Annotated in this window: 19 protein-coding genes and 3 tRNA genes; 21 read left to right on the top strand and 1 reads right to left on the bottom strand. The window is 54.4% G+C overall.

From position 1 onward, the window contains the following. Nucleotides 1-8: 8 nt before the first annotated feature. The 19 genes from AAF463_RS05760 (at nt 9) to AAF463_RS05850 (ending at nt 17,198) form a co-directional block, all read left to right on the top strand. Nucleotides 9-725: a succinate dehydrogenase iron-sulfur subunit gene (locus tag AAF463_RS05760; protein WP_007890649.1), complete on the top strand. Its 717-nt coding sequence runs from the start codon at nt 9-11 to the stop codon at nt 723-725. A gap of 207 nt (nt 726-932) precedes the next feature. Next, complete coding sequence (gene sucA / locus AAF463_RS05765) at nt 933-3,740, top strand: 2-oxoglutarate dehydrogenase E1 component (RefSeq protein ID WP_110865741.1); 2,808 nt, start codon at nt 933-935, stop codon at nt 3,738-3,740. A gap of 15 nt (nt 3,741-3,755) precedes the next feature. Continuing rightward, the gene (gene odhB / locus AAF463_RS05770) at nt 3,756-4,982 is read left to right on the top strand and encodes a 2-oxoglutarate dehydrogenase complex dihydrolipoyllysine-residue succinyltransferase (protein ID WP_101763215.1); all 1,227 of its coding nucleotides are present in this window, start codon (nt 3,756-3,758) and stop codon (nt 4,980-4,982) included. Between the two features lie 60 nt (nt 4,983-5,042). Then, entirely contained in the window at nt 5,043-6,209 is a 1,167-nt protein-coding gene (gene sucC, locus AAF463_RS05775; RefSeq protein WP_007890646.1) for an ADP-forming succinate--CoA ligase subunit beta, read from the top strand. Beyond that, nucleotides 6,209-7,084 (top strand): succinate--CoA ligase subunit alpha, encoded by an 876-nt coding sequence (gene sucD / locus AAF463_RS05780; RefSeq protein WP_110865742.1) that lies wholly within the window; start codon nt 6,209-6,211, stop codon nt 7,082-7,084. The genes sucC and sucD overlap by 1 nt, the downstream gene beginning before the upstream one ends. A gap of 664 nt (nt 7,085-7,748) precedes the next feature. Then, nucleotides 7,749-9,320 (top strand): cytochrome ubiquinol oxidase subunit I, encoded by a 1,572-nt coding sequence (gene cydA / locus AAF463_RS05785; RefSeq protein ID WP_101763213.1) that lies wholly within the window; start codon nt 7,749-7,751, stop codon nt 9,318-9,320. Nucleotides 9,321-9,331: 11 nt separating this feature from the next. Then, nucleotides 9,332-10,471 carry a cytochrome d ubiquinol oxidase subunit II gene (gene cydB / locus AAF463_RS05790; RefSeq protein WP_350261683.1) on the top strand — a complete coding sequence of 380 codons (1,140 nt, stop codon included), beginning with the start codon at nt 9,332-9,334 and terminating at the stop codon, nt 10,469-10,471. A gap of 15 nt (nt 10,472-10,486) precedes the next feature. Further along, nucleotides 10,487-10,600, top strand: coding sequence for a cytochrome bd-I oxidase subunit CydX (gene cydX / locus AAF463_RS05795; RefSeq protein ID WP_007890642.1), 114 nt, complete (start codon nt 10,487-10,489; stop codon nt 10,598-10,600). Further along, the gene (gene ybgE / locus AAF463_RS05800; protein ID WP_192414186.1) at nt 10,600-10,893 is read left to right on the top strand and encodes a cyd operon protein YbgE; all 294 of its coding nucleotides are present in this window, start codon (nt 10,600-10,602) and stop codon (nt 10,891-10,893) included. Before cydX ends, ybgE begins: the two co-directional genes overlap by 1 nt. A 198-nt stretch (nt 10,894-11,091) precedes the next feature. Continuing rightward, nucleotides 11,092-11,496: a tol-pal system-associated acyl-CoA thioesterase gene (gene ybgC, locus AAF463_RS05805; RefSeq protein ID WP_008107385.1), complete on the top strand. Its 405-nt coding sequence runs from the start codon at nt 11,092-11,094 to the stop codon at nt 11,494-11,496. Further along, the gene (gene tolQ / locus AAF463_RS05810; protein WP_101763210.1) at nt 11,493-12,179 is read left to right on the top strand and encodes a Tol-Pal system protein TolQ; all 687 of its coding nucleotides are present in this window, start codon (nt 11,493-11,495) and stop codon (nt 12,177-12,179) included. The genes ybgC and tolQ overlap by 4 nt, the downstream gene beginning before the upstream one ends. A gap of 13 nt (nt 12,180-12,192) precedes the next feature. After that, nucleotides 12,193-12,621, top strand: coding sequence for a colicin uptake protein TolR (gene tolR, locus AAF463_RS05815; RefSeq protein ID WP_008107389.1), 429 nt, complete (start codon nt 12,193-12,195; stop codon nt 12,619-12,621). A gap of 26 nt (nt 12,622-12,647) precedes the next feature. Continuing rightward, entirely contained in the window at nt 12,648-13,925 is a 1,278-nt protein-coding gene (tolA, locus tag AAF463_RS05820) for a cell envelope integrity protein TolA (RefSeq protein ID WP_350261684.1), read from the top strand. A gap of 116 nt (nt 13,926-14,041) precedes the next feature. Further along, on the top strand, nt 14,042-15,337 hold the full coding sequence (tolB, locus tag AAF463_RS05825; protein WP_101763208.1) for a Tol-Pal system beta propeller repeat protein TolB: 1,296 nt from the start codon (nt 14,042-14,044) through the stop codon (nt 15,335-15,337). 64 nt (nt 15,338-15,401) lie between these two features. Further along, nucleotides 15,402-15,920 (top strand): peptidoglycan-associated lipoprotein Pal, encoded by a 519-nt coding sequence (gene pal, locus AAF463_RS05830; RefSeq protein WP_101763207.1) that lies wholly within the window; start codon nt 15,402-15,404, stop codon nt 15,918-15,920. 9 nt (nt 15,921-15,929) lie between these two features. Then, entirely contained in the window at nt 15,930-16,724 is a 795-nt protein-coding gene (gene cpoB, locus AAF463_RS05835; RefSeq protein ID WP_350261685.1) for a cell division protein CpoB, read from the top strand. Between the two features lie 166 nt (nt 16,725-16,890). Beyond that, a tRNA-Lys gene (locus AAF463_RS05840) sits at nt 16,891-16,966 on the top strand. 53 nt (nt 16,967-17,019) lie between these two features. After that, nucleotides 17,020-17,095 (top strand) — tRNA-Lys (locus AAF463_RS05845). 27 nt (nt 17,096-17,122) lie between these two features. Next, nucleotides 17,123-17,198, top strand: a tRNA-Lys gene (locus AAF463_RS05850). Nucleotides 17,199-17,561: 363 nt separating this feature from the next. Here AAF463_RS05850 and AAF463_RS05855 read toward each other — a convergent pair. Further along, complete coding sequence (locus AAF463_RS05855; RefSeq protein ID WP_217547562.1) at nt 17,562-19,028, bottom strand: AlkA N-terminal domain-containing protein; 1,467 nt, start codon at nt 19,026-19,028, stop codon at nt 17,562-17,564. A 158-nt stretch (nt 19,029-19,186) separates the two neighbouring features. Between AAF463_RS05855 and AAF463_RS05860 the strand changes: the two genes are divergently transcribed. Next, entirely contained in the window at nt 19,187-19,693 is a 507-nt protein-coding gene (locus AAF463_RS05860) for a methylated-DNA--[protein]-cysteine S-methyltransferase (protein ID WP_101763204.1), read from the top strand. A gap of 135 nt (nt 19,694-19,828) precedes the next feature. Continuing rightward, nucleotides 19,829-20,890, top strand: a complete 1,062-nt coding sequence (nadA, locus tag AAF463_RS05865; RefSeq protein WP_350261686.1) for a quinolinate synthase NadA — start codon at nt 19,829-19,831, stop codon at nt 20,888-20,890. The last annotated feature ends 16 nt before the right edge of the window (nt 20,891-20,906 follow it).

The following is a 20,906-nucleotide window of genomic DNA, read 5'->3' on the forward strand; positions in this document are numbered from 1 at the left end:
AGATCATCATGAGACTCGAATTTTCAATCTATCGTTACAACCCGGAAGTCGATGCCAAGCCGCGCATGCAGGAGTACACCCTGGAGTCGGAAGATGGTCGCGACATGATGCTGTTGGATGCGCTGATCCGTCTGAAAGAGAAAGACCCTACGCTGGCTTTCCGTCGCTCTTGCCGTGAAGGCGTGTGCGGTTCAGATGGTCTGAACATGAACGGTAAAAATGGTCTGGCGTGTATCACGCCGATCTCTGCGCTGGGCAACGGTTCGAAGAAAATTGTTATCCGTCCACTGCCAGGTTTGCCGGTGATCCGCGACCTCGTGGTAGACATGGGACAATTCTATGCACAGTATGAGAAGATTAAGCCTTTCCTGTTGAATAATGGGGAAAATCCACCGGCGCGCGAACATTTACAGAGCCCAGCCGAGCGTGAGCATCTGGACGGTTTGTATGAGTGTATTCTCTGCGCCTGTTGCTCAACGTCGTGCCCGTCGTTCTGGTGGAATCCGGACAAGTTTGTCGGTCCGGCTGGCCTGCTGGCCGCTTACCGTTTCCTGATCGACAGCCGCGACACGGAAACCAATGCGCGTCTCGACAATCTCAACGATGCTTTCAGTGTTTTCCGCTGTCACAGCATCATGAACTGTGTGAGCGTGTGCCCGAAAGGCCTAAACCCAACGCGCGCCATCGGCCATATTAAGTCGATGCTGCTGCAACGCGGGGCGTAACAGAAAAAGTCACTCTCCGGGAACCTGAGTTCCCGGATGTTTACGGAAGCCTCTATAAGCGCGGTGCTGACCACGCTTATAAAGGTTCCCTTACGAGCCAGGCGCCGGTAGCGCACAGGTTCGTATCGCTGAACTCACTACGGCAAGCCGCGTAAGCGGTAAAAAATGAAACCTCATAAAAAGCAGATTAATGCTTAAGGGATCACAATGCAGAACAGCGCGATGAAACCCTGGCTGGACTCCTCCTGGCTGGCCGGCGCGAACCAATCTTACATAGAGCAGCTCTATGAGGATTTCCTGACCGATCCTGACTCAGTTGATGACATGTGGCGCGAGCTGTTCCAACAGCTGCCGGGCACTGGCGTGAAACCTGAGCAATTTCACTCCACCACGCGTGACTACTTCCGCCGCCTGGCTAAAGACGCTACGCGTTACACATCAACCGTGACCGATCCGGCAACCAACTCCAAACAGGTAAAAGTGCTGCAGCTGATTAATGCGTTCCGCTTCCGCGGCCATCAGCATGCAAACCTCGATCCGCTTGGCCTGTGGAAACAGGACACGGTAGCCGACCTCGATCCGGCTTATCACGATCTGACCGACGCCGATTTTCAGGAAAGCTTTAACGTAGGCTCTTTTGCTATCGGCAAAGAGACCATGAAGCTGGCGGATCTGTTTGCGGCGCTGCAGCAGACTTACTGTGGCTCGATTGGTGCTGAGTACATGCACATCAACAACACCGACGAGAAGCGCTGGATTCAGCAGCGTCTGGAATCGGTGGTGGGCCACGCGTCTTTCAGCAGTGACGAGAAAAAAGGTTTCCTGAAAGAGCTGACCGCGGCAGAAGGCCTGGAAAAATATCTGGGTGCAAAATTCCCGGGTGCGAAGCGCTTCTCGCTGGAAGGCGGCGATGCACTGGTGCCCATGTTGCGCGAGATGATTCGTCACGCGGGCAAGAGCGGTACGCGCGAAGTGGTGCTGGGTATGGCGCACCGCGGTCGTCTCAACGTACTGATCAACGTATTAGGTAAGAAGCCGCAGGATCTCTTCGACGAATTCTCCGGTAAGCACAAAGAACACCTCGGCACCGGCGACGTGAAGTACCACATGGGCTTCTCGTCTGACGTGGAAACCGAAGGCGGCTTAGTGCACCTGGCGCTGGCGTTCAACCCGTCGCATCTGGAAATCGTAAGCCCGGTAGTGATGGGTTCGGTGCGTGCGCGTCTGGATCGTCTGGCTGAGCCAAGCAGCAACAAAGTTCTGCCTATCACCATTCACGGTGATGCCGCTGTTATTGGTCAGGGCGTGGTGCAGGAAACCCTGAACATGTCGCAGGCGCGTGGCTACGAAGTGGGCGGTACCGTTCGCATCGTGATCAACAACCAGGTTGGTTTCACCACCTCCAACCCGAAAGATGCGCGCTCTACGCCGTACTGTACGGATATCGGCAAGATGGTGCTGGCACCGATTTTCCACGTTAACGCGGACGATCCGGAAGCCGTAGCCTTTGTGACGCGCCTGGCGCTGGATTATCGCAACACCTTTAAACGTGATGTCTTCATCGACCTGGTGTGCTATCGCCGTCACGGCCACAACGAAGCCGACGAGCCAAGTGCAACGCAGCCGTTGATGTACCAGAAAATCAAAAAGCATCCGACGCCGCGTAAACTCTATGCCGATCAGCTGGAAAGCGAAGGTGTAGCGACCAGCGAAGATGCCACCGAGATGGTCAATCTCTATCGCGACGCGCTGGATGAAGGCGAATGCGTGGTGCCAGAGTGGCGTCCGATGAGCCTGCACTCATTCACCTGGTCGCCGTATCTGAACCACGAGTGGGACGAAAGCTACCCGGCGACCGTGGAACTGAAACGCCTGCAGGAACTGGCGCGCCGCATCAGCAGCGTACCGGAATCGGTAGAAGTGCAGTCTCGCGTTGCCAAGATCTACAACGATCGTAAAGAGATGGCCGAAGGCAACAAAGCGTTCGACTGGGGCGGTGCAGAAAACCTCGCCTATGCCACGCTGGTTGACGAGGGGATTCCGGTGCGTCTTTCCGGTGAAGATACCGGTCGCGGGACCTTCTTCCACCGTCATGCGGTAATCCACAACCAGACCAACGGCTCAACCTACACGCCGCTGCACCATGTCCATAACGGCCAGGGTCAGTTCAAAGTGTGGGATTCCGTGCTGTCTGAAGAAGCGGTACTGGCTTTCGAATACGGTTATGCTACCGCAGAACCACGCGTGCTGACCATCTGGGAAGCGCAGTTCGGCGACTTCGCCAATGGCGCGCAGGTCGTGATCGACCAGTTCATCAGCTCCGGCGAACAGAAATGGGGCCGTATGTGTGGCCTGGTCATGTTGCTACCGCACGGTTATGAAGGTCAGGGTCCTGAGCACTCCTCAGCGCGTCTGGAGCGCTATTTGCAACTCTGTGCTGAACAGAACATGCAGGTGTGCGTGCCTTCTACGCCAGCGCAGGTTTACCACATGCTGCGTCGTCAGGCGCTGCGCGGTATGCGCCGTCCGCTGATCGTCATGTCACCGAAATCACTGCTGCGTCATCCGCTGGCGATTTCCAGCCTGGAAGAGTTGGCCACAGGCAGCTTCCAGCCAGCGATTGGTGAGATCGACGATCTCGATCCACAACAGGTAAAACGCGTGGTGCTGTGTTCGGGCAAGGTTTATTACGATCTGCTGGAGCAGCGTCGTAAAAACGAGCAGACCGACGTGGCCATCGTGCGTATCGAACAACTCTATCCGTTCCCGCACAAAGTCGTGCAGGACGTATTGAAAAACTATGCTCATGTGCAGGATTTCGTGTGGTGTCAGGAAGAGCCGCTGAATCAGGGCGCATGGTATTGCAGTCAGCATCATTTCCGCGAAGTGGTTCCATTTGGTGCGTCACTGCGTTATGCAGGCCGTCCGGCTTCTGCTTCACCGGCCGTGGGCTACATGTCCGTACATCAAAAACAGCAGCAAGACCTGGTTAATGACGCGCTGAACCTTGGTTAATAAAAAGGAAAGAAAATGAGTAGCGTAGAAATTCTCGTTCCCGATTTGCCTGAATCCGTAGCGGACGCAACGGTTGCAACCTGGCACAAAAAACCTGGCGACTCTGTGAGCCGCGATGAAGTACTGGTAGAGATTGAAACTGACAAAGTGGTTCTGGAAGTGCCTGCTTCAGCGGATGGCATCCTGGAAGCCGTGCTGGAAGAGGAAGGCGCTACCGTCACTTCTCGTCAGATTCTGGGCCGTCTGAAAGAGGGCAACAGCGGCGGGAAAGAGACTGCGGCCAAAGCGGAAAGCAACGAATCTACACCGGCACAGCGCCAGACCGCTTCGCTGGAAGAAGAGAGCAACGATGCGCTCAGCCCAGCGGTACGCCGCCTGATTGCTGAAAACAACCTCGATGCCAGCCAGATCAAAGGCACCGGCGTTGGTGGCCGTCTGACGCGTGAAGATGTGGAAAAACATCTGGCGAAGAAAGCTGACGGTGGCAAAGCTGCACCGGCTGCCGCGCCAGCCGCTGCTGCACCGCAGGCCGCTGTGGCTAACCGCAGCGAAAAACGCGTACCGATGACGCGTCTGCGTAAGCGTGTTGCCGAGCGTCTGCTGGAAGCGAAAAACAGCACCGCGATGTTGACCACGTTTAACGAAATCAACATGAAGCCAATCATGGATCTGCGCAAGCAGTACGGCGATGCGTTCGAGAAACGTCACGGCGTGCGTCTGGGCTTCATGTCCTTCTACATCAAAGCGGTAGTGGAAGCGCTGAAACGCTTCCCGGAAGTGAACGCGTCTATTGATGGCGAAGATGTGGTTTACCACAACTATTTCGATGTGAGCATTGCGGTTTCTACCCCGCGTGGTCTGGTTACGCCGGTGCTGAAAGATGTTGATGCACTGAGCATGGCCGACATTGAGAAGAAAATTAAAGAGCTGGCGGTGAAAGGCCGTGACGGCAAGTTGACGGTTGAAGAGCTGACCGGCGGTAACTTCACCATCACCAACGGTGGTGTGTTTGGTTCGCTGATGTCTACGCCAATCATCAACCCGCCGCAGAGCGCGATTCTCGGCATGCACGCCATCAAAGATCGCCCAATGGCGGTTAATGGTCAGGTTGTGATTCTGCCAATGATGTATCTGGCGCTCTCTTACGATCACCGTTTGATTGATGGTCGTGAATCCGTTGGCTATCTGGTCGCGGTGAAAGAGATGCTGGAAGATCCAGCTCGCCTGCTGCTGGACGTCTAATTTCGCCGGGCGCGCGGTGTGAAGGCGCGCCCAAACTCATACCTGAATGGATAGAACATCATGAATTTACATGAATACCAGGCGAAGCAGCTGTTTGCACGCTATGGCATGCCAGCACCGACAGGCTACGCCTGCACCACGCCACGTGAAGCTGAAGAAGCCGCGTCTAAAATTGGCGCAGGTCCGTGGGTAGTGAAATGTCAGGTTCATGCCGGTGGCCGCGGTAAAGCGGGCGGCGTGAAAGTGGTGAACAGCAAAGAAGACATTCGTGCTTTTGCTGAACACTGGCTGGGCAAACGTCTGGTGACCTATCAAACTGATGCGCACGGTCAGCCGGTAAACCAGATTCTGGTTGAAGCCGCGACGGATATCGATCAGGAGCTGTATTTGGGTGCGGTTGTTGACCGTGCTACCCGTCGTGTCATCTTCATGGCTTCGACAGAAGGCGGTGTTGAGATTGAGAAAGTGGCAGAAGAAACGCCACACTTGATCCACAAGATGGCGCTCGATCCATTAGCGGGTCCACAGCCGTATCAGGGCCGCGAGTTGGCGTTCAAACTCGGCCTGACCGGCAAGCAAGTTAGCCAGTTCACCAAAATCTTCATGGGCCTGGCGACCATGTTCCTTGAGCGCGATCTGGCGATGGTTGAGATTAACCCGCTGGTGATCACCAAGCAGGGCGATCTGATCTGCCTCGACGGCAAACTTGGCGCGGACGGTAACGCACTGTTCCGTCAGCCGGAACTGCGTGAAATGCGCGATCCGAGCCAGGAAGATCCACGTGAAGCCCACGCAACGCAGTGGGAACTGAACTACGTTGCGCTGGATGGCAACATCGGCTGTATGGTGAACGGCGCCGGTCTGGCGATGGGCACCATGGACATCGTGAAACACCACGGTGGTGAGCCAGCAAACTTCCTGGACGTTGGCGGCGGCGCAACCAAAGAGCGCGTCACCGAAGCCTTCAAAATCATTCTGTCTGACGATGCAGTGAAAGCCGTGTTCGTTAACATCTTCGGCGGTATTGTGCGTTGCGACCTGATCGCAGACGGCATCATCGGTGCCGTGGCAGAAGTGGGTGTCAACGTGCCGGTTGTGGTACGTCTGGAAGGTAACAACGCCGAGCTGGGCGCTAAGAAATTGGCGGACAGCGGTCTGAACATCATTGCAGCAACCAGCCTGACAGACGCTGCACAGCGTGTTGTAGCTGCAGCGGAGGGTAAATAATGTCCATTTTGATCGACAAAAACACCAAAGTCATTTGCCAGGGTTTCACCGGTGGTCAAGGGACGTTCCACTCTGAGCAGGCGCTGGCTTACGGTACGCAGCTGGTTGGCGGTGTAACGCCAGGCAAAGGCGGCACCACGCATCTCGGCCTGCCGGTGTTCAACACCGTACGTGAAGCAGTAGAAGCCACCGGCGCAACCGCCACCGTGATCTACGTTCCAGCGCCGTTCTGCAAAGACGGTATCCTGGAAGCGATCGATGCGGGCATTAAACTGATCATCACTATCACCGAAGGTATCCCAACGCTGGATATGCTGACCGTGAAAGTGAAGCTGGATGAAGCTGGCGTGCGCATGATCGGCCCGAACTGCCCAGGCGTGATCACGCCAGGCGAATGTAAGATCGGTATCATGCCAGGCCACATTCACCAGCCAGGCCGCGTCGGTATCGTATCGCGTTCAGGTACGCTGACTTATGAAGCCGTTAAGCAGACCACTGACATCGGCTACGGCCAGTCAACCTGCGTAGGTATCGGTGGTGACCCGATCCCTGGCTCTAACTTCATCGATATCCTGAAATTATTCCAGGAAGATCCACAGACCGAAGCGATCGTGATGATCGGTGAGATCGGTGGTAGCGCGGAAGAAGAAGCAGCAGCTTACATCAAAGCCCACGTGACCAAGCCGGTTGTCGGCTACATCGCCGGTGTGACTGCACCGAAAGGCAAACGTATGGGCCACGCAGGCGCCATCATTGCCGGTGGTAAAGGTACCGCTGATGAGAAATTTGCTGCGCTGGAAGCGGCCGGTGTGAAAACCGTACGCAGCCTGGCAGACATTGGTGACGCGGTTAAAGCGGTTTTACCACTCAAATAAGCCAATACAGACTGACAATGAAAAGCCACCTTCGGGTGGCTTTTTTTTTGGTAATAACCCGCCTGAAAGAGAGGGAAAAAAGCGCAACGGCTTCAAAAAATTGCGGCTATGCTTACTCTGTCATCAAGGTAAAGAAGGGAAAAGGCGCTGGATTTTTGTCAAGCAATTGGCGTGCGACTTTCCAAAATGAGGTTAAATAATTGCGGAAAAGGTAATTATATTCTTAATAATATGATGATGTTGTGACATCTAATTAACAACCACTTTAACACTACATATCCGGAAATTTATTGTCTTAATCTAGATCAATAATTGGCGACTTATAGGAAACTTTACCGCTAGCAAAAGGCCGACTAACCGGTATAAATTGCGCTGCATCAATTCAGTCTTCGTCATAATTTATCAGGAGTTTGTGCCAGGCGTTGTTATATCAATTCTGCCGCCTCCTCGTGTTACTCCTGCTTTAAATTGACTGAAAAGATCGGTTTTTAAGGGAATTTTATCACTGTTACTCGCTCTCTTCGGGCAACAGCTTTCTCTGTTCTATCAGTAACAAAACTGGAATCAATAATCAGTCGTTCCTGAATCTTGTTCTGCGCGTCAATGTCTGTTGTTTGCCGTTGTCATCCGCAGGGGAAGTTCATGCGAGGAGCAAGGAGTCATCATGTTAGATATTGTCGAGCTGTCGCGTTTACAGTTTGCCCTGACGGCGATGTACCATTTCCTGTTCGTGCCATTAACGCTGGGTATGGCGTTTTTATTGGCGATCATGGAAACGGTATATGTCCTGACGGGGAAACAAATTTATAAAGATATGACCAAGTTCTGGGGCAAGTTGTTTGGTATTAACTTTGCACTCGGCGTGGCTACCGGCCTGACCATGGAATTCCAGTTCGGTACCAACTGGTCATATTATTCACACTATGTCGGCGATATCTTCGGTGCGCCGCTCGCCATTGAAGGTTTAATGGCGTTCTTCCTCGAATCCACCTTTGTTGGCCTGTTCTTCTTCGGCTGGGATCGCCTCGGTAAGGTGCAACACCTTGCGGTGACCTGGCTGGTGGCGCTCGGTTCGAACATGTCCGCGCTGTGGATTCTGGTGGCGAACGGCTGGATGCAAAACCCCATTGCATCGGAATTCAATTTCGAAACCATGCGTATGGAGATGTTGAGTTTCTCCGAGCTGGTGCTGAACCCGGTTGCGCAGGTGAAGTTTGTCCATACCGTGGCCGCCGGTTACACCACGGGCGCGATGTTCATCCTTGGTATCAGCGCATGGTATCTGCTGAAAGGGCGCGACATTGCTTTCGCTAAACGCTCTTTCGCCATCGCAGCCAGTTTCGGTATGGCGGCGATTCTGTCAGTGATCGTACTGGGTGACGAATCCGGTTATGAAATCGGTGACGTGCAGAAAACCAAACTGGCGGCAATTGAAGCGGAATGGGAAACCCAACCGGCTCCGGCTGCGTTTACGCTGTTTGGTATTCCGGATCAGGAGACGCAGGAAAATAAATATGCGATTCAGATTCCGTATCTGCTCGGCCTGATCGCCACGCGTTCAGTGGATACGCCGGTCACCGGTTTGAAAGAGCTGCTGGCACAACATGAAGTGCGTATTCGTAATGGCATGAAAGCCTACGCGCTGCTGAACGAACTGCGTGGTGGCAGCAAAGATCCTGAGGTGCGCAGCCAGTTTGAAGCCAGCAAACAGGATCTCGGTTATGGCCTGCTGCTGAAGCGCTATACGCCGGATGTGGCTAACGCCAGCGAAGAGCAGATTCAGAAAGCGACACAGGATTCGATCCCACGCGTTGCGCCACTGTACTTCGCCTTCCGCATCATGGTGCTGGGCGGTGTGCTGATGCTGGGCATTATTGCGCTCTCCTTCTGGAGCGTGATTCGTAACCGCATCGGTAAGTCTCGCTGGTTACTGAAAGCCGCGTTGTACGGCATTCCGTTACCGTGGATTGCGATTGAAGCGGGTTGGTTCGTTGCTGAGTATGGTCGCCAGCCGTGGGCAATTGGTGAGGTGCTGCCAACCGCGGTCGCTAACTCCTCATTGACCGTTGGCGATCTGCTGTTCTCAATGACGCTGATTTGCGGTCTCTACACCTTGTTCCTTGTGGCGGAAATGTACCTGATGTTCAAGTTCGCGCGCCTCGGTCCAAGCAGCCTGAAAACCGGCCGCTATCATCATGAAACGCTGAAGACATCATCTCAGCCGGCGCGTGGATAAGGAGAGCGACCATGTTTGATTACGAAGTATTGCGCTTTGTCTGGTGGCTGCTGATTGGCGTGTTGCTGATCGGTTTCGCGGTCACCGATGGCTTTGATATGGGCGTTGGTATGCTGACGCGCATTCTGGGTCGTACTGATACCGAACGTCGCATCATGATTAATACCATTGCGCCGCACTGGGACGGAAACCAGGTTTGGCTGATCACCGCCGGTGGCGCGCTGTTTGCTGCCTGGCCAATGGTTTATGCCGCTGCGTTCTCCGGCTTCTACGTGGCGATGATTCTGGTGCTGGCTTCACTGTTCTTCCGTCCGGTTGGATTTGATTACCGTTCAAAGATTGAAGATATGCGCTGGCGCGGCATGTGGGATTGGGGCATTTTCATCGGCAGCTTTGTTCCGCCGCTGGTGATTGGTGTGGCGTTCGGCAACCTGCTGCAAGGGGTGCCGTTCCATGCTGACGAATATCTGCGCCTCTTCTATACCGGCAATTTCTTCCAGTTGCTGAACCCGTTTGGCTTGCTGGCGGGTGTGGTGAGTGTGGCGATGATCCTGACGCAAGGCGCAACCTATCTGCAGATGCGTACTGCCGGTGAGTTACACGTCCGCAGCCGCAGCACCGCGCAAATCTCGGCGCTGGTAATGATGGTGTGCTTCATTCTCGCGGGTGTGTGGGTGAAATACGGCATCGACGGTTATGTGCTGAAAAGCGTTATCGATCATCACGCGGCATCCAACCCGTTGGGTAAAAATGTGGTGCGTGAAGCCGGTGCGTGGATGGTGAACTTCGAGCAGATGCCAGTACTGTGGCTGTTCCCGCTGTTGGGCGTGGTGTTGCCGCTGCTGACCATTCTCTGCTCGCGTATCGAGAAGGGCGCTCTGGCGTTTATCTCGTCTTCATTGACCTTAGCTTGCGTGATCATGACGGCCGGGATTGCGATGTTCCCCTTCATCATGCCATCCAGCACCGTGCCGGGCATCAGCCTGACCATGTGGGATGCCACGTCTAGCCTGCTGACGCTGAAAGTGATGACCATTGCCGCCATCATCTTTGTACCGATTATCCTGGCGTACACCGCCTGGTGTTATTACAAGATGTTTGGCCGTATCACCAAAGAACACATTGAGAGCAATACGCACTCCCTGTACTGATTAAGGAGATTGAGCATGTGGTATTTTGCCTGGATTCTTGGCACCTTGCTGGCCTGTGCGTTCGGTGTGATTACGGCGCTGGCGCTGGAGCACGTTGAAGAGAGCAGCGCGAAGGACGAGCAAGTCTGATGCGCGCACTGATTCAGACGCTTTATCGTCTGATGGACAAGGGCCCGCTTCGGGCCCTTTCGCTAATCCTCGCGCTGTGGCTGGCGGGCTGTGTCATTTGGCAGCCTTCACGCTTTGCCGCGCGTACCAGTGATTTAGCGATATGGCATGGAATGCTGCTGATTTGGGCCGTTTGTACCGGCGTGATTCACGGCACTGGATTTCGCCCTCAGCGCCTGCGCTGGCAAGCGCTCTTCTCGCCGTTGCCCGCGATGATAGTTTTAGTAGCAGGAATTTTCTGGTTCTACTATTAAGTCCAGGCTCAGGACTTAAAAACGCCGCAATTTCAGACGCTGACGTGAGGTTTTGTCAGCGTCCGGTCAAGAAACATCCTATAAATCCTTCCAGTTGTTAACCTGTGATAATTATTTTCTCGCGGCGTCAGCGGACCATTCCCAAGCCGATCTCTCTTGCGTATAGTAGCAACGTTTAAAATGAGACCGGGATGTAGAGTGAGTACAACGCTGTTTCGCTGGCCGGTTCGTGTCTATTACGAAGACACCGATGCCGGTGGTGTGGTTTACCACGCCAGTTATCTTGCTTTCTATGAACGAGCACGTACCGAAATGTTGCGCCAGCACCATTTCAATCAGCAGGTCCTGTTGGAAGAGCAGGTGGCTTTTGTGGTACGACGCATGACGATCGATTTTGTTGCGGCTGCACGTCTGGACGATCTTTTGGAAATTCAAACAGAAGTGACCTCAATGACGCGTGCAACGATGACGTTCTCGCAGCGTATCGTGAATGCAGAAGGCAAAGTGCTAAATGAAGCAGAAGTCCTGATTGCCTGCATCAACCCACATCTAATGAAGCCAATTGCGCTTCCCAAGTCTATTGTCGCGGAGTTCAAGCAGTGACTGACATGAATGTTCTTGATTTGTTCCTGAAGGCGAGCCTTCTGGTCAAACTTATCATGTTGATTTTGATCGGCTTTTCTATTGCCTCATGGGCGATCATTATTCAGCGTACGCGCATTTTGAATGCGGCGGGGCGCGAAGCCGAAGCGTTTGAAGATAAGTTCTGGTCGGGTATCGAGCTGTCACGCCTGTATCAGGAAAGCCAGGGACGCCGCGATGAACTGAGCGGATCTGAGCAAATTTTCTATTCGGGTTTCAAAGAGTTTGCGCGTTTGCATCGTGCTAACAACCATGCGCCTGAAGCGGTTGTTGAGGGCGCGAGCCGTGCGATGCGTATCTCCTTCAATCGTGAACTGGAAACGCTGGAAACTCACATTCCTTTCCTTGGCACCGTTGGCTCCATCAGTCCGTATATCGGTCTGTTTGGTACGGTGTGGGGGATCATGCACGCCTTTATCGCCCTCGGTGCGGTAAAACAGGCCACGCTGCAGATGGTTGCACCGGGTATTGCCGAAGCGTTGATCGCGACCGCAATCGGTCTGTTTGCGGCCATTCCTGCCGTTATGGCGTACAACCGTCTGAACCAGCGCGTTAACAAGCTGGAACAGGGCTACGACAACTTCATGGAAGAGTTCACGGCTATCCTGCATCGTCAGGCTTTCTCCACCGACAACACGAAGTAAGTCGAGGTTTACGATGGCCAGAACCCGTGGTCGCGGTAAACGCGACCTTAAGTCGGAAATCAACATTGTTCCACTGCTGGACGTGCTGTTGGTGTTGCTGCTCATCTTTATGGCAACCGCGCCGATTATTACCCAGAGCGTGGAAGTGGATCTGCCGGATGCGACAGATTCAAAAACCGTCTCAACTGATGATAATCCACCGGTGATTGTTGAAGTGTCTGGTGTTGGCCAGTACAGCCTGGTGGTGGATCACGATCGTATGACGCAATTACCGCCGGAGCAGGTGGTGAGCGAAGCGCAGCGCCGGATTGAAGCCAATCCGAAAACGGTCTTCCTGATCGGCGGTGCGAAAGACGTCCCTTACGACGAAATCATCAAGGCGCTGAACCTGTTACATCAGGCAGGCGTGAAATCTGTCGGTTTGATGACGCAGCCGATTTAAAGCGAACCGTTTTTTGGGAACCGAGTGTGTCGAAGGCAACCGAGCAGAACGACAAGTTAAAGCGCGCGATAATCGTTTCGGTGATTCTGCACATCGTGCTGATCGCCTTACTGATTTGGAGCTCGTTTAACGAAAAAATCGAATCCAGCGGCGGTGGCGGTGGCAGTGATATTGACGCAGTGATGGTCGATTCCGGCGCCGTGGTTGAGCAGTATAACCGCCAGCAGAATCAGCAACGAGACAGTCAGCGCGCCGAGCAGCAGCGTCAGAAGCAGTCGCAGCAGCAGGCCGAAGAGTTACAGCAGAAACAAGCTGCTGAGCAGCAGCGCCTGAAAGAGATGGAAAAAGAGCGCTTGCAGGCCCAGCAGGAAGCCAAAGAGCAGGCGAAGCAGCAGGCCGAGCAGCAGAAAGCCGCTGAAGCCGCCGCTAAGCAGGCCCAGGAACAGCAGAAAACTGCCGAAGCCGCCGCAGCGAAAGCCAAGGCTGATGCCAAAGCGGAAGCTGATGCGCAGGCAAAAGCAGCGGCTGACGCCAAAGCCAAAGCGGTAGAAGAAGCCAAGCAAGCCGCAGCTAACGCGAAGAAGAAAGCAGAAGAGCAGGCGAAAGCCGCTGCCGCTGAAGCAGCGAAAGAGAAAGCGGCGCAGCAGGCAAAAGCGGCCGCAGAATCGAAAGCCAAAGCGGACGCTGAAGCCAAAGCGCAGGCTGCTGCCGATGCCAAGGCGAAAGCGGCTCAGGAAGCCAAAGAGGCTAAAGAGCAGGCGGCTGCTGAGGCGAAGGAAAAAGCCGCAGCAGAAGCCAAAGAGAAGGCTGCCGCCGAGGCGAAAGCCAAGGCCGATGCGGCTGCTAAGGCAAAAGCGGATGCAAAAGCGAAAGCGGCTGCGGATGCCAAAAAAGCCGCCGCTGAAGCTGCGAAGAACGAAAATGCGGTTGATGACCTGTTAGGTGGTTTGTCTTCTGGTAAGAATGCACCGAAAAGCGGCACCGCATCGGGTGGCGCTGCAGGGCAGGGCAATCAGAAGAAAGCGGGCGCGTCAGGCGCAGATATCAATAATTATCTGGGGCAAGTGGTCGGGGCGATTCAGAGCCGTTTCTACGATGCAGATTTGTACAAAGGTAAAGAGTGTAACCTGCGTATTAAACTGGCACCGGATGGTTTGCTGATTGACGTTAAATCGGAAGGTGGCGACCCCGCCTTGTGTCAGGCGGCAATTGCTGCCGCGAAGCAGGCGCGGATTCCGAAGCCGCCTTCGCAGGCGGTGTATGAAGTGTTTAAAAACGCACCGATGCGTTTCAAACCAGAATAATGCAGTAACGTACGGCAGGTTGAACTAAGGTTAGCTTGCCATACTCTATGAGTACTCGTGTTTTTCAGGAACTGTGCGAATTATCATGAACCTCTGGTTCAGGTAAGGGAGAAAAAATGAAGCAGGCACTTCGTGTAACCTTAGGTTTTTTTGTACTGCTGTGGGCAGCAATGCTTCATGCAGAAGTCCGTATTGAAATTACGCAGGGCGTTAACACCGCACGTCCTATTGGTGTGGTTCCGTTCCAATGGGCTGGCCCAGGCGCGGCACCAGAAGACATCGGCGGGATCGTTTCTGCTGACTTACGTAACAGCGGTAAATTTAATCCGCTCGATCGTTCTCGTCTGCCACAACAGCCAGCCAGCGCACAGGAAGTTCAACCTGCCGCATGGAGCGCATTGGGTATTGATGCGGTCGTAGTTGGTCAGGTAACGCCTAACGCTGACGGCAGCTATCAAGTTGCCTATCAGTTGGTGGACACCGGCGGCGCGCCAGGCACCGTGCTGGCGCAGAACTCTTATAAAGTGACTAAGCAGTGGCTGCGTTACGCAGCGCACACCGCCAGTGACGAAGTGTTCGAAAAGCTGACCGGCATCAAAGGCGCATTCCGTACTCGCATTGCCTATGTGGTACAGACCAATGGCGGTCAGTTCCCGTATGAGTTGCGCGTGTCGGATTACGATGGCTACAACCAGTTTGTGGTTCACCGTTCACCGCAGCCATTGATGTCTCCGGCCTGGTCGCCAGATGGCAGCAAAGTGGCTTACGTGACCTTCGAAAGCGGCAAATCTGCGCTGGTCGTGCAGACGCTGTCTAACGGTGCAATCCGTCAGGTGGCTTCTTATCCGCGTCATAACGGTGCGCCAGCCTTCTCACCAGACGGTTCTAAACTGGCCTTCGCGCTGTCAAAAACCGGTAGCCTGAACCTGTATGTGATGGATCTGGCTTCTGGTCAGACGCGTCAGGTGACCGATGGTCGCTACAACAGCACTGAACCAACGTGGTTCCCGGACAGCCAGACACTGGCTTACACCTCGGATCAGGCCGGTGCGCCCCAGATTTATAAAGTTGGTATCAACGGCGGTGCGCCACAACGTATTACCTGGGAAGGTGCGCAAAACCAGGACGCGGATGTGTCAACCGACGGCAAAACTATGGTGATGATCAGCAGCGCCGGTGGCGCTCAGCACGTCGCCAAACAGGATCTGGTAACGGGAGCCGTTCAAACAATAACGGACACGTTCCTGGATGAAACGCCGAGTCTGGCGCCAAACGGCACAATGGTAATCTATAGCTCTACTCAGGGGATGGGTTCCGTGTTGCAATTGGTTTCAACCGACGGGCGTTTCAAAGCGCGTCTTCCGGCAACTGATGGACAGGTCAAATTCCCTGCCTGGTCGCCGTATCTGTGATGCATAGGTCCCCTGCACGGCGGGGGATTAAAATGTATGGCAAACAAAATAATAGGATAAAGAAATGCAACTGAACAAAGTGCTGAAGGGTTTGATGCTGGCTCTGCCGGTTATCGCAGTAGCTGCATGTAGCTCACACAAAAACAACAACAACGATCAGACTGGCATGGGCGCTAACGACGGTGCTTACGGTGCTGGTCAGAACGGCGGTAACATGTCTTCTGATGAGCAAGCGCGTCTGCAGATGCAGCAGCTGCAGCAGAACAACATTGTTTACTTCGGTCTGGACAAATATGACGTGGCTTCTGACTACGCTCAGATGCTGGATCAGCACGCTGCATTCCTGCGTGGCAACCCGTCTTACAAAGTGACCATCGAAGGTCATGCGGATGAGCGCGGTACCCCAGAATACAACATCGCCCTGGGCGAACGTCGTGCAAGCGCCGTTAAGATGTATCTGCAAGGCAAAGGCGTTTCTGCTGACCAGATGTCTATCGTTTCTTACGGTAAAGAAAAACCAGCTGTACTGGGTCATGACGAAGCGGCTTACGCTAAAAACCGTCGTGCCGTACTGGTTTACTAAGAAAATATCATGATGAGTAACTTCAGACTTCATCTGTTGAGTCTGTCGTTACTGGTTGGTTTAGTGGCTCCTTTGGGGGCCGCTAATGCCCAGGCGTCAATCAGTAGCGTTGGCTCAGGCTCGGTCGAAGACCGCGTCACCACTCTTGAACGTATCTCTAATGCCCAGGCTCAGCTTTTGCAGCAATTGCAGCAGCAGATGAGCGACAACCAAAGCGATATCGATTCGCTGCGCGGGCAAATCCAGCAAAACAGCTATCAGCTTAATCAGGTGATTGAGCGCCAGAAGCAGCTCTATCAGCAAATCGACAGCCTTAGCTCCGGCAGTAACGGTGCGCAGGCGAGCGGTGGTGCTGATGCCGCTGCAGCGGGCGCTGCGGCTTCTGCGGATAGCGGTAGCAGCGCCAGTTCGGCTGCGCCAGCGCAAACCGGCGATGCCAACACGGACTACAATGCTGCTGTTGCGCTGATTCTGGAGAAGAAGCAGTACGATCAGGCGATTACTGCCCTGCAGGCTTGGGTGAAGAAATACCCTGATTCTACCTATCAGCCGAATGCTAATTACTGGCTGGGTCAGCTGTTTTACAACAAGGGCAAAAAAGACGATTCGGCCTATTATTTTGCCACTGTGGTAAAAAATTACGCGAAATCGCCAAAAGCCCCGGAAGCGCTGTTTAAGGTTGGTGTGATCATGCAAGAGAAGAACGACACGGCGAAAGCCAAGGCTGTCTTCCAGCAAGTGATCAAACAATTCCCAAATAGTGATTCCGCTAAGCAGGCGCAAAAACGCCTTGCCGGGTTGTAATTTGTGCCTAAAAGACCGGATTTCGTGTGATTTCTGGTCTTACAGCATGAAAGGTAAGCAATTGAGACATTTAGTGGAAAATAAGGGTTGCGCCCTCCCGCTAAATCAGTAATATATGCCGCCGTTGCCGGGACATATCTTAACAAGTATCGGCAGCACTGAAGATGGGTCGTTAGCTCAGTTGGTAGAGCAGTTGACTTTTAATCAATTGGTCGCAGGTTCGAATCCTGCACGACCCACCATCTCAACCCGTTGTAAGTGAGATGATTTCTTCAGTAAGCTTCACAACCTTGATGGGTCGTTAGCTCAGTTGGTAGAGCAGTTGACTTTTAATCAATTGGTCGCAGGTTCGAATCCTGCACGACCCACCATCAAGTAAAGGTTGTAAGCCCCACAGCGGGTCGTTAGCTCAGTTGGTAGAGCAGTTGACTTTTAATCAATTGGTCGCAGGTTCGAATCCTGCACGACCCACCAGTTATGTAGAAAGGCGCCCTAAAGGCGCCTTTTTGCTTTTCTACGCTAGGTGGATTTGCTTTGAGATGGTGCACCGGCCAGATAAGGCGGGGCGGATCGCGAAGAAACCTCACATCCCTGTGGATCGGCCTCGCCATCCATGGCTCGGACGCTTCGCTCCTTCCGCTCCCGCCTTTTCTGGCCCTTATGCTTTGTCGTTGCTTGAAATAATCGCACGCATGCTGGACGAAGACGGAAGGGCCGGGCGGTGGAGTAAAGCTTCCGGCGCATGGATGCGCCGGCAGAGCCTACAGGGATGTATCCACGGCGACTTTACGGAACCGCCCGGTCCTTCCGGCTGGTTGGCAAGCTTTTAAGCCCAATCTATTTTTTAACCTTAACCGGCGTCAGACTTTTCCAGATATGCAGCACCGCATAGCTGCGCCACGGCCGCCAAACCTGCGATAACTGCTCCGCCACTTTGGCACTCACGCCGCCGAGATTATTACGAATCGCAATATCCTCTTTGGGAAACGCATCAGGCCAACGCAGCGCGCGCATGGCGATATAACTTGCCGTCCACGGCCCTATGCCTTTCAGCGCCAGTAACTGCTGCTGAACCACGTCCGGATTCACCGCACCGTTAAAGCGTAATGCGCCGGAAGCACAGGTCTGCGCCAACGCCTGAATGGCATGTGAACGCGCACTGACGATTCCCAGGCTGGCAATATCATCAATGCTCGCCGCCGCCAGCGACTCCGCATTTGGCGGCAAACGCGAAAGTTCTGACCACGGCGTCACCAGCGGCTCACCAAAACGCTGTGCCATTCGGCTGCTTAGCGTGGTTGCGGCTTTGACGGTAACCTGCTGGCCGAGTATCGCGCGCACACCCAACTCAAAGCCGTCAAACGCACCAGGAACGCGTAAGCCGGGAAAGCGCGATAAGCTCTCGGCTAATAACGGCTCGTGGCTTAAATGCTCTGCTATGCGCTGTGGCTGCGCATCCAGGTCAAACAAATCGCGTAGCCGACGCAGCAGAGCGGGCAGCGCTGGCGTCAGCGACGTTGTGAATTGCACCTTCAGCGACTGTTTCTCCGCAACATGGCTCACACGCACCCAGCCGCGACAGTTGCCCAGCGCCACGGTGCGGTGATACATGCCCTCGTTCACCCATTCCACTTCCTTCATCACGCGCTGTTGCAGGAAATCGAGCATCGCATCCCAATCGTAAGGCGGCCGATAACTCAGGCGCAGTTCGGCGCTCTCCTGCGTGGTTTTCACGGCGTCGGGTTGATTCTGCTTGCGCAGGCGGGAGGGCGTCATGCGATAGCGCGCCTGGAACACATCGTTAAAGCGCCTCAAACTGCGGAAGCCGCTGGCGTAAGCAATTTCCGTGACCGGCAAAAAGGTTTCTGTCAGAAGTTGCTTGGCTAGCAGCATACGACGTGTCTGACGCAGCTCTAAAGGCGATACGCCGAGCTCCTGCTGCACCACGCGACGCAATTGACGTTCACTGAGGTCAAACTCGCCAGCGATGTCTGCCAGCGTCTCCTGCTCTTCCAGCAAGCCCTCTTCGATGCGGCGAATTAAACGATCGGCAATGCGGTGATGGCTATCCACCGGCGCAGAGCCGGGCGCCAGTTCCGGACGGCAGCGTAAACACGGACGGAAGTGCGCTTTCTCGGCGGCCTCTGCGCTGCTAAAAAACAGGCAGTTCTTCTGCATCGGCGCTTTCACTGGACAAATGGGGCGGCAATAAATGCCGGTGGATGTCACGCCAACAAAAAACAGCCCGTCGAAGCGGCTATCGCGCGACGTCAGCGCCTGGTACGCAATTTCAGCATCAAACATCATCGTCTCCGGCAAATAAACGGCATAGTCGCGCAAGCTGAACAGGAAAACTCGCTGCTTTCGGACAGCTAACCAGTTTATGCTGATGACCGAAAACAGCCAGTTTCCTGCGACGGAAATGCGATAATCGCCAGCAGAGAATATGCCGGAGGTGCACCATGTATCATGCCAAAATCATCGCGACGCCCGTTGGTGAGCTCACGCTTGTTGCCACCGATAAAGGATTGTCGGCGATTCTGTGGGAAAACGAAGGGGCGCAGCGCGTGCCGCTGAAACCGATCAGCCGTAACGATCAGCATCCGATTCTGTGTGAGGCCGAACGCCAGCTGCGCGAATATTTCGCCGGTGAGCGTCAGCAGTTTGATATGCCGTACGACACCGTCGGCACCGAGTTCCAGAAAAAAGTGTGGCAGGCGCTGCTCACCATCCCGTTTGGAGAAACGCGCAGCTACCTGCAAATCGCCGAGCAGATCGGCAATCCGAAAGCGGTGCGCGCCGTGGGCGCAGCGAACGGTAAAAATCCGCTGTCGATTATGGCGCCGTGCCATCGCGTGATTGGCAGCAACGGCAAACTCACCGGTTTTGCAGGCGGACTCACCGTTAAAGCCTTCCTGCTGGAGCTGGAAAGTCCGCAGAAAACGTTGAGCAGCGCATTGTTGCTGTAGAGCGCACAAAAAAGAGACGACACTCTCGCGCAATTCCGCTATCGTGTTTAGCATATAAAACACGATAGCGGTTTTGATGCCGCATCATTGCCGTAACAGGCAATTTTGTTAAATTGAGAAAACGAGAGCCGTGTCATGAGCCTGATGTTCGATCCTGAAAGCGCGATCTATCCTTTCCCGCCGAAACCGGCACGTCTCAGCGACGATGAAAAAGCCCACTACAAAAACAAAATCAAACGCTTGCTGAAAGAACGCGATGCGGTGATAGTGGCGCATTACTACACCGATCCCGAAATTCAGGCGCTTGCGGAAGAGACCGGCGGCTGCGTATCGGACTCACTGGAAATGGCGCGTTTCGGCAGCACCCATCCCGCTAAAACCTTGCTGGTGGCGGGCGTGCGTTTTATGGGTGAAACCGCAAAAATCCTTAGCCCGGAAAAAACCGTGCTGATGCCCACCTTGCAGGCGGAATGCTCGCTCGATCTCGGTTGCCCAATTGAAGAATTTAACCGCTTCTGCGATCAGCATCCCGATCGCACTGTGGTGGTGTATGCCAACACCTCGGCGGCGGTTAAAGCGCGTGCGGATTGGGTCGTCACCTCGAGCATCGCGGTTGAGCTGATTGAGCATCTTGACAGCCTCGGCGAGAAAATCATCTGGGCACCGGATCGCCATCTCGGCCGCTACGTCACCCAAAAATCCGGCGCGGATGTGCTGTGCTGGCAGGGCGCCTGTATTGTGCATGACGAATTCAAAACACAGGCTTTGCAACGCATGAAAGCGCTCTATCCGCATGCGGCGGTGCTGGTGCATCCTGAATCACCGCAGGCGATTGTCGATCTGGCTGATGCGGTGGGATCCACCAGTCAGCTGATTCAGGCGGCGCAAAGTTTGCCGCATCCGCAGATGATCGTCGCCACCGATCGCGGCATCTTCTACAAAATGCAGCAGGCGGTGCCGAACAAAGAGTTGCTGGAAGCGCCCACCGCAGGCGAGGGCGCCACCTGCCGCAGCTGTGCGCACTGTCCTTGGATGGCGATGAACGGCCTGAAAGCGATTGCCGAAGGACTGGAGCGTGGCGGCAGCGCGCATGAGATCCATGTGGATAGCGCGTTGCGTGAGGCCGCGTTGCTACCGCTCAACCGCATGCTATCCTTTGCTGCAGATCTTAAACTTAAAATCAAAGGGAATGCATGACGGGCTCCCGTTACAC

The organism is Pantoea sp. BJ2, from assembly GCF_040255075.1.
Lineage (GTDB): Bacteria > Pseudomonadota > Gammaproteobacteria > Enterobacterales > Enterobacteriaceae > Pantoea > Pantoea leporis.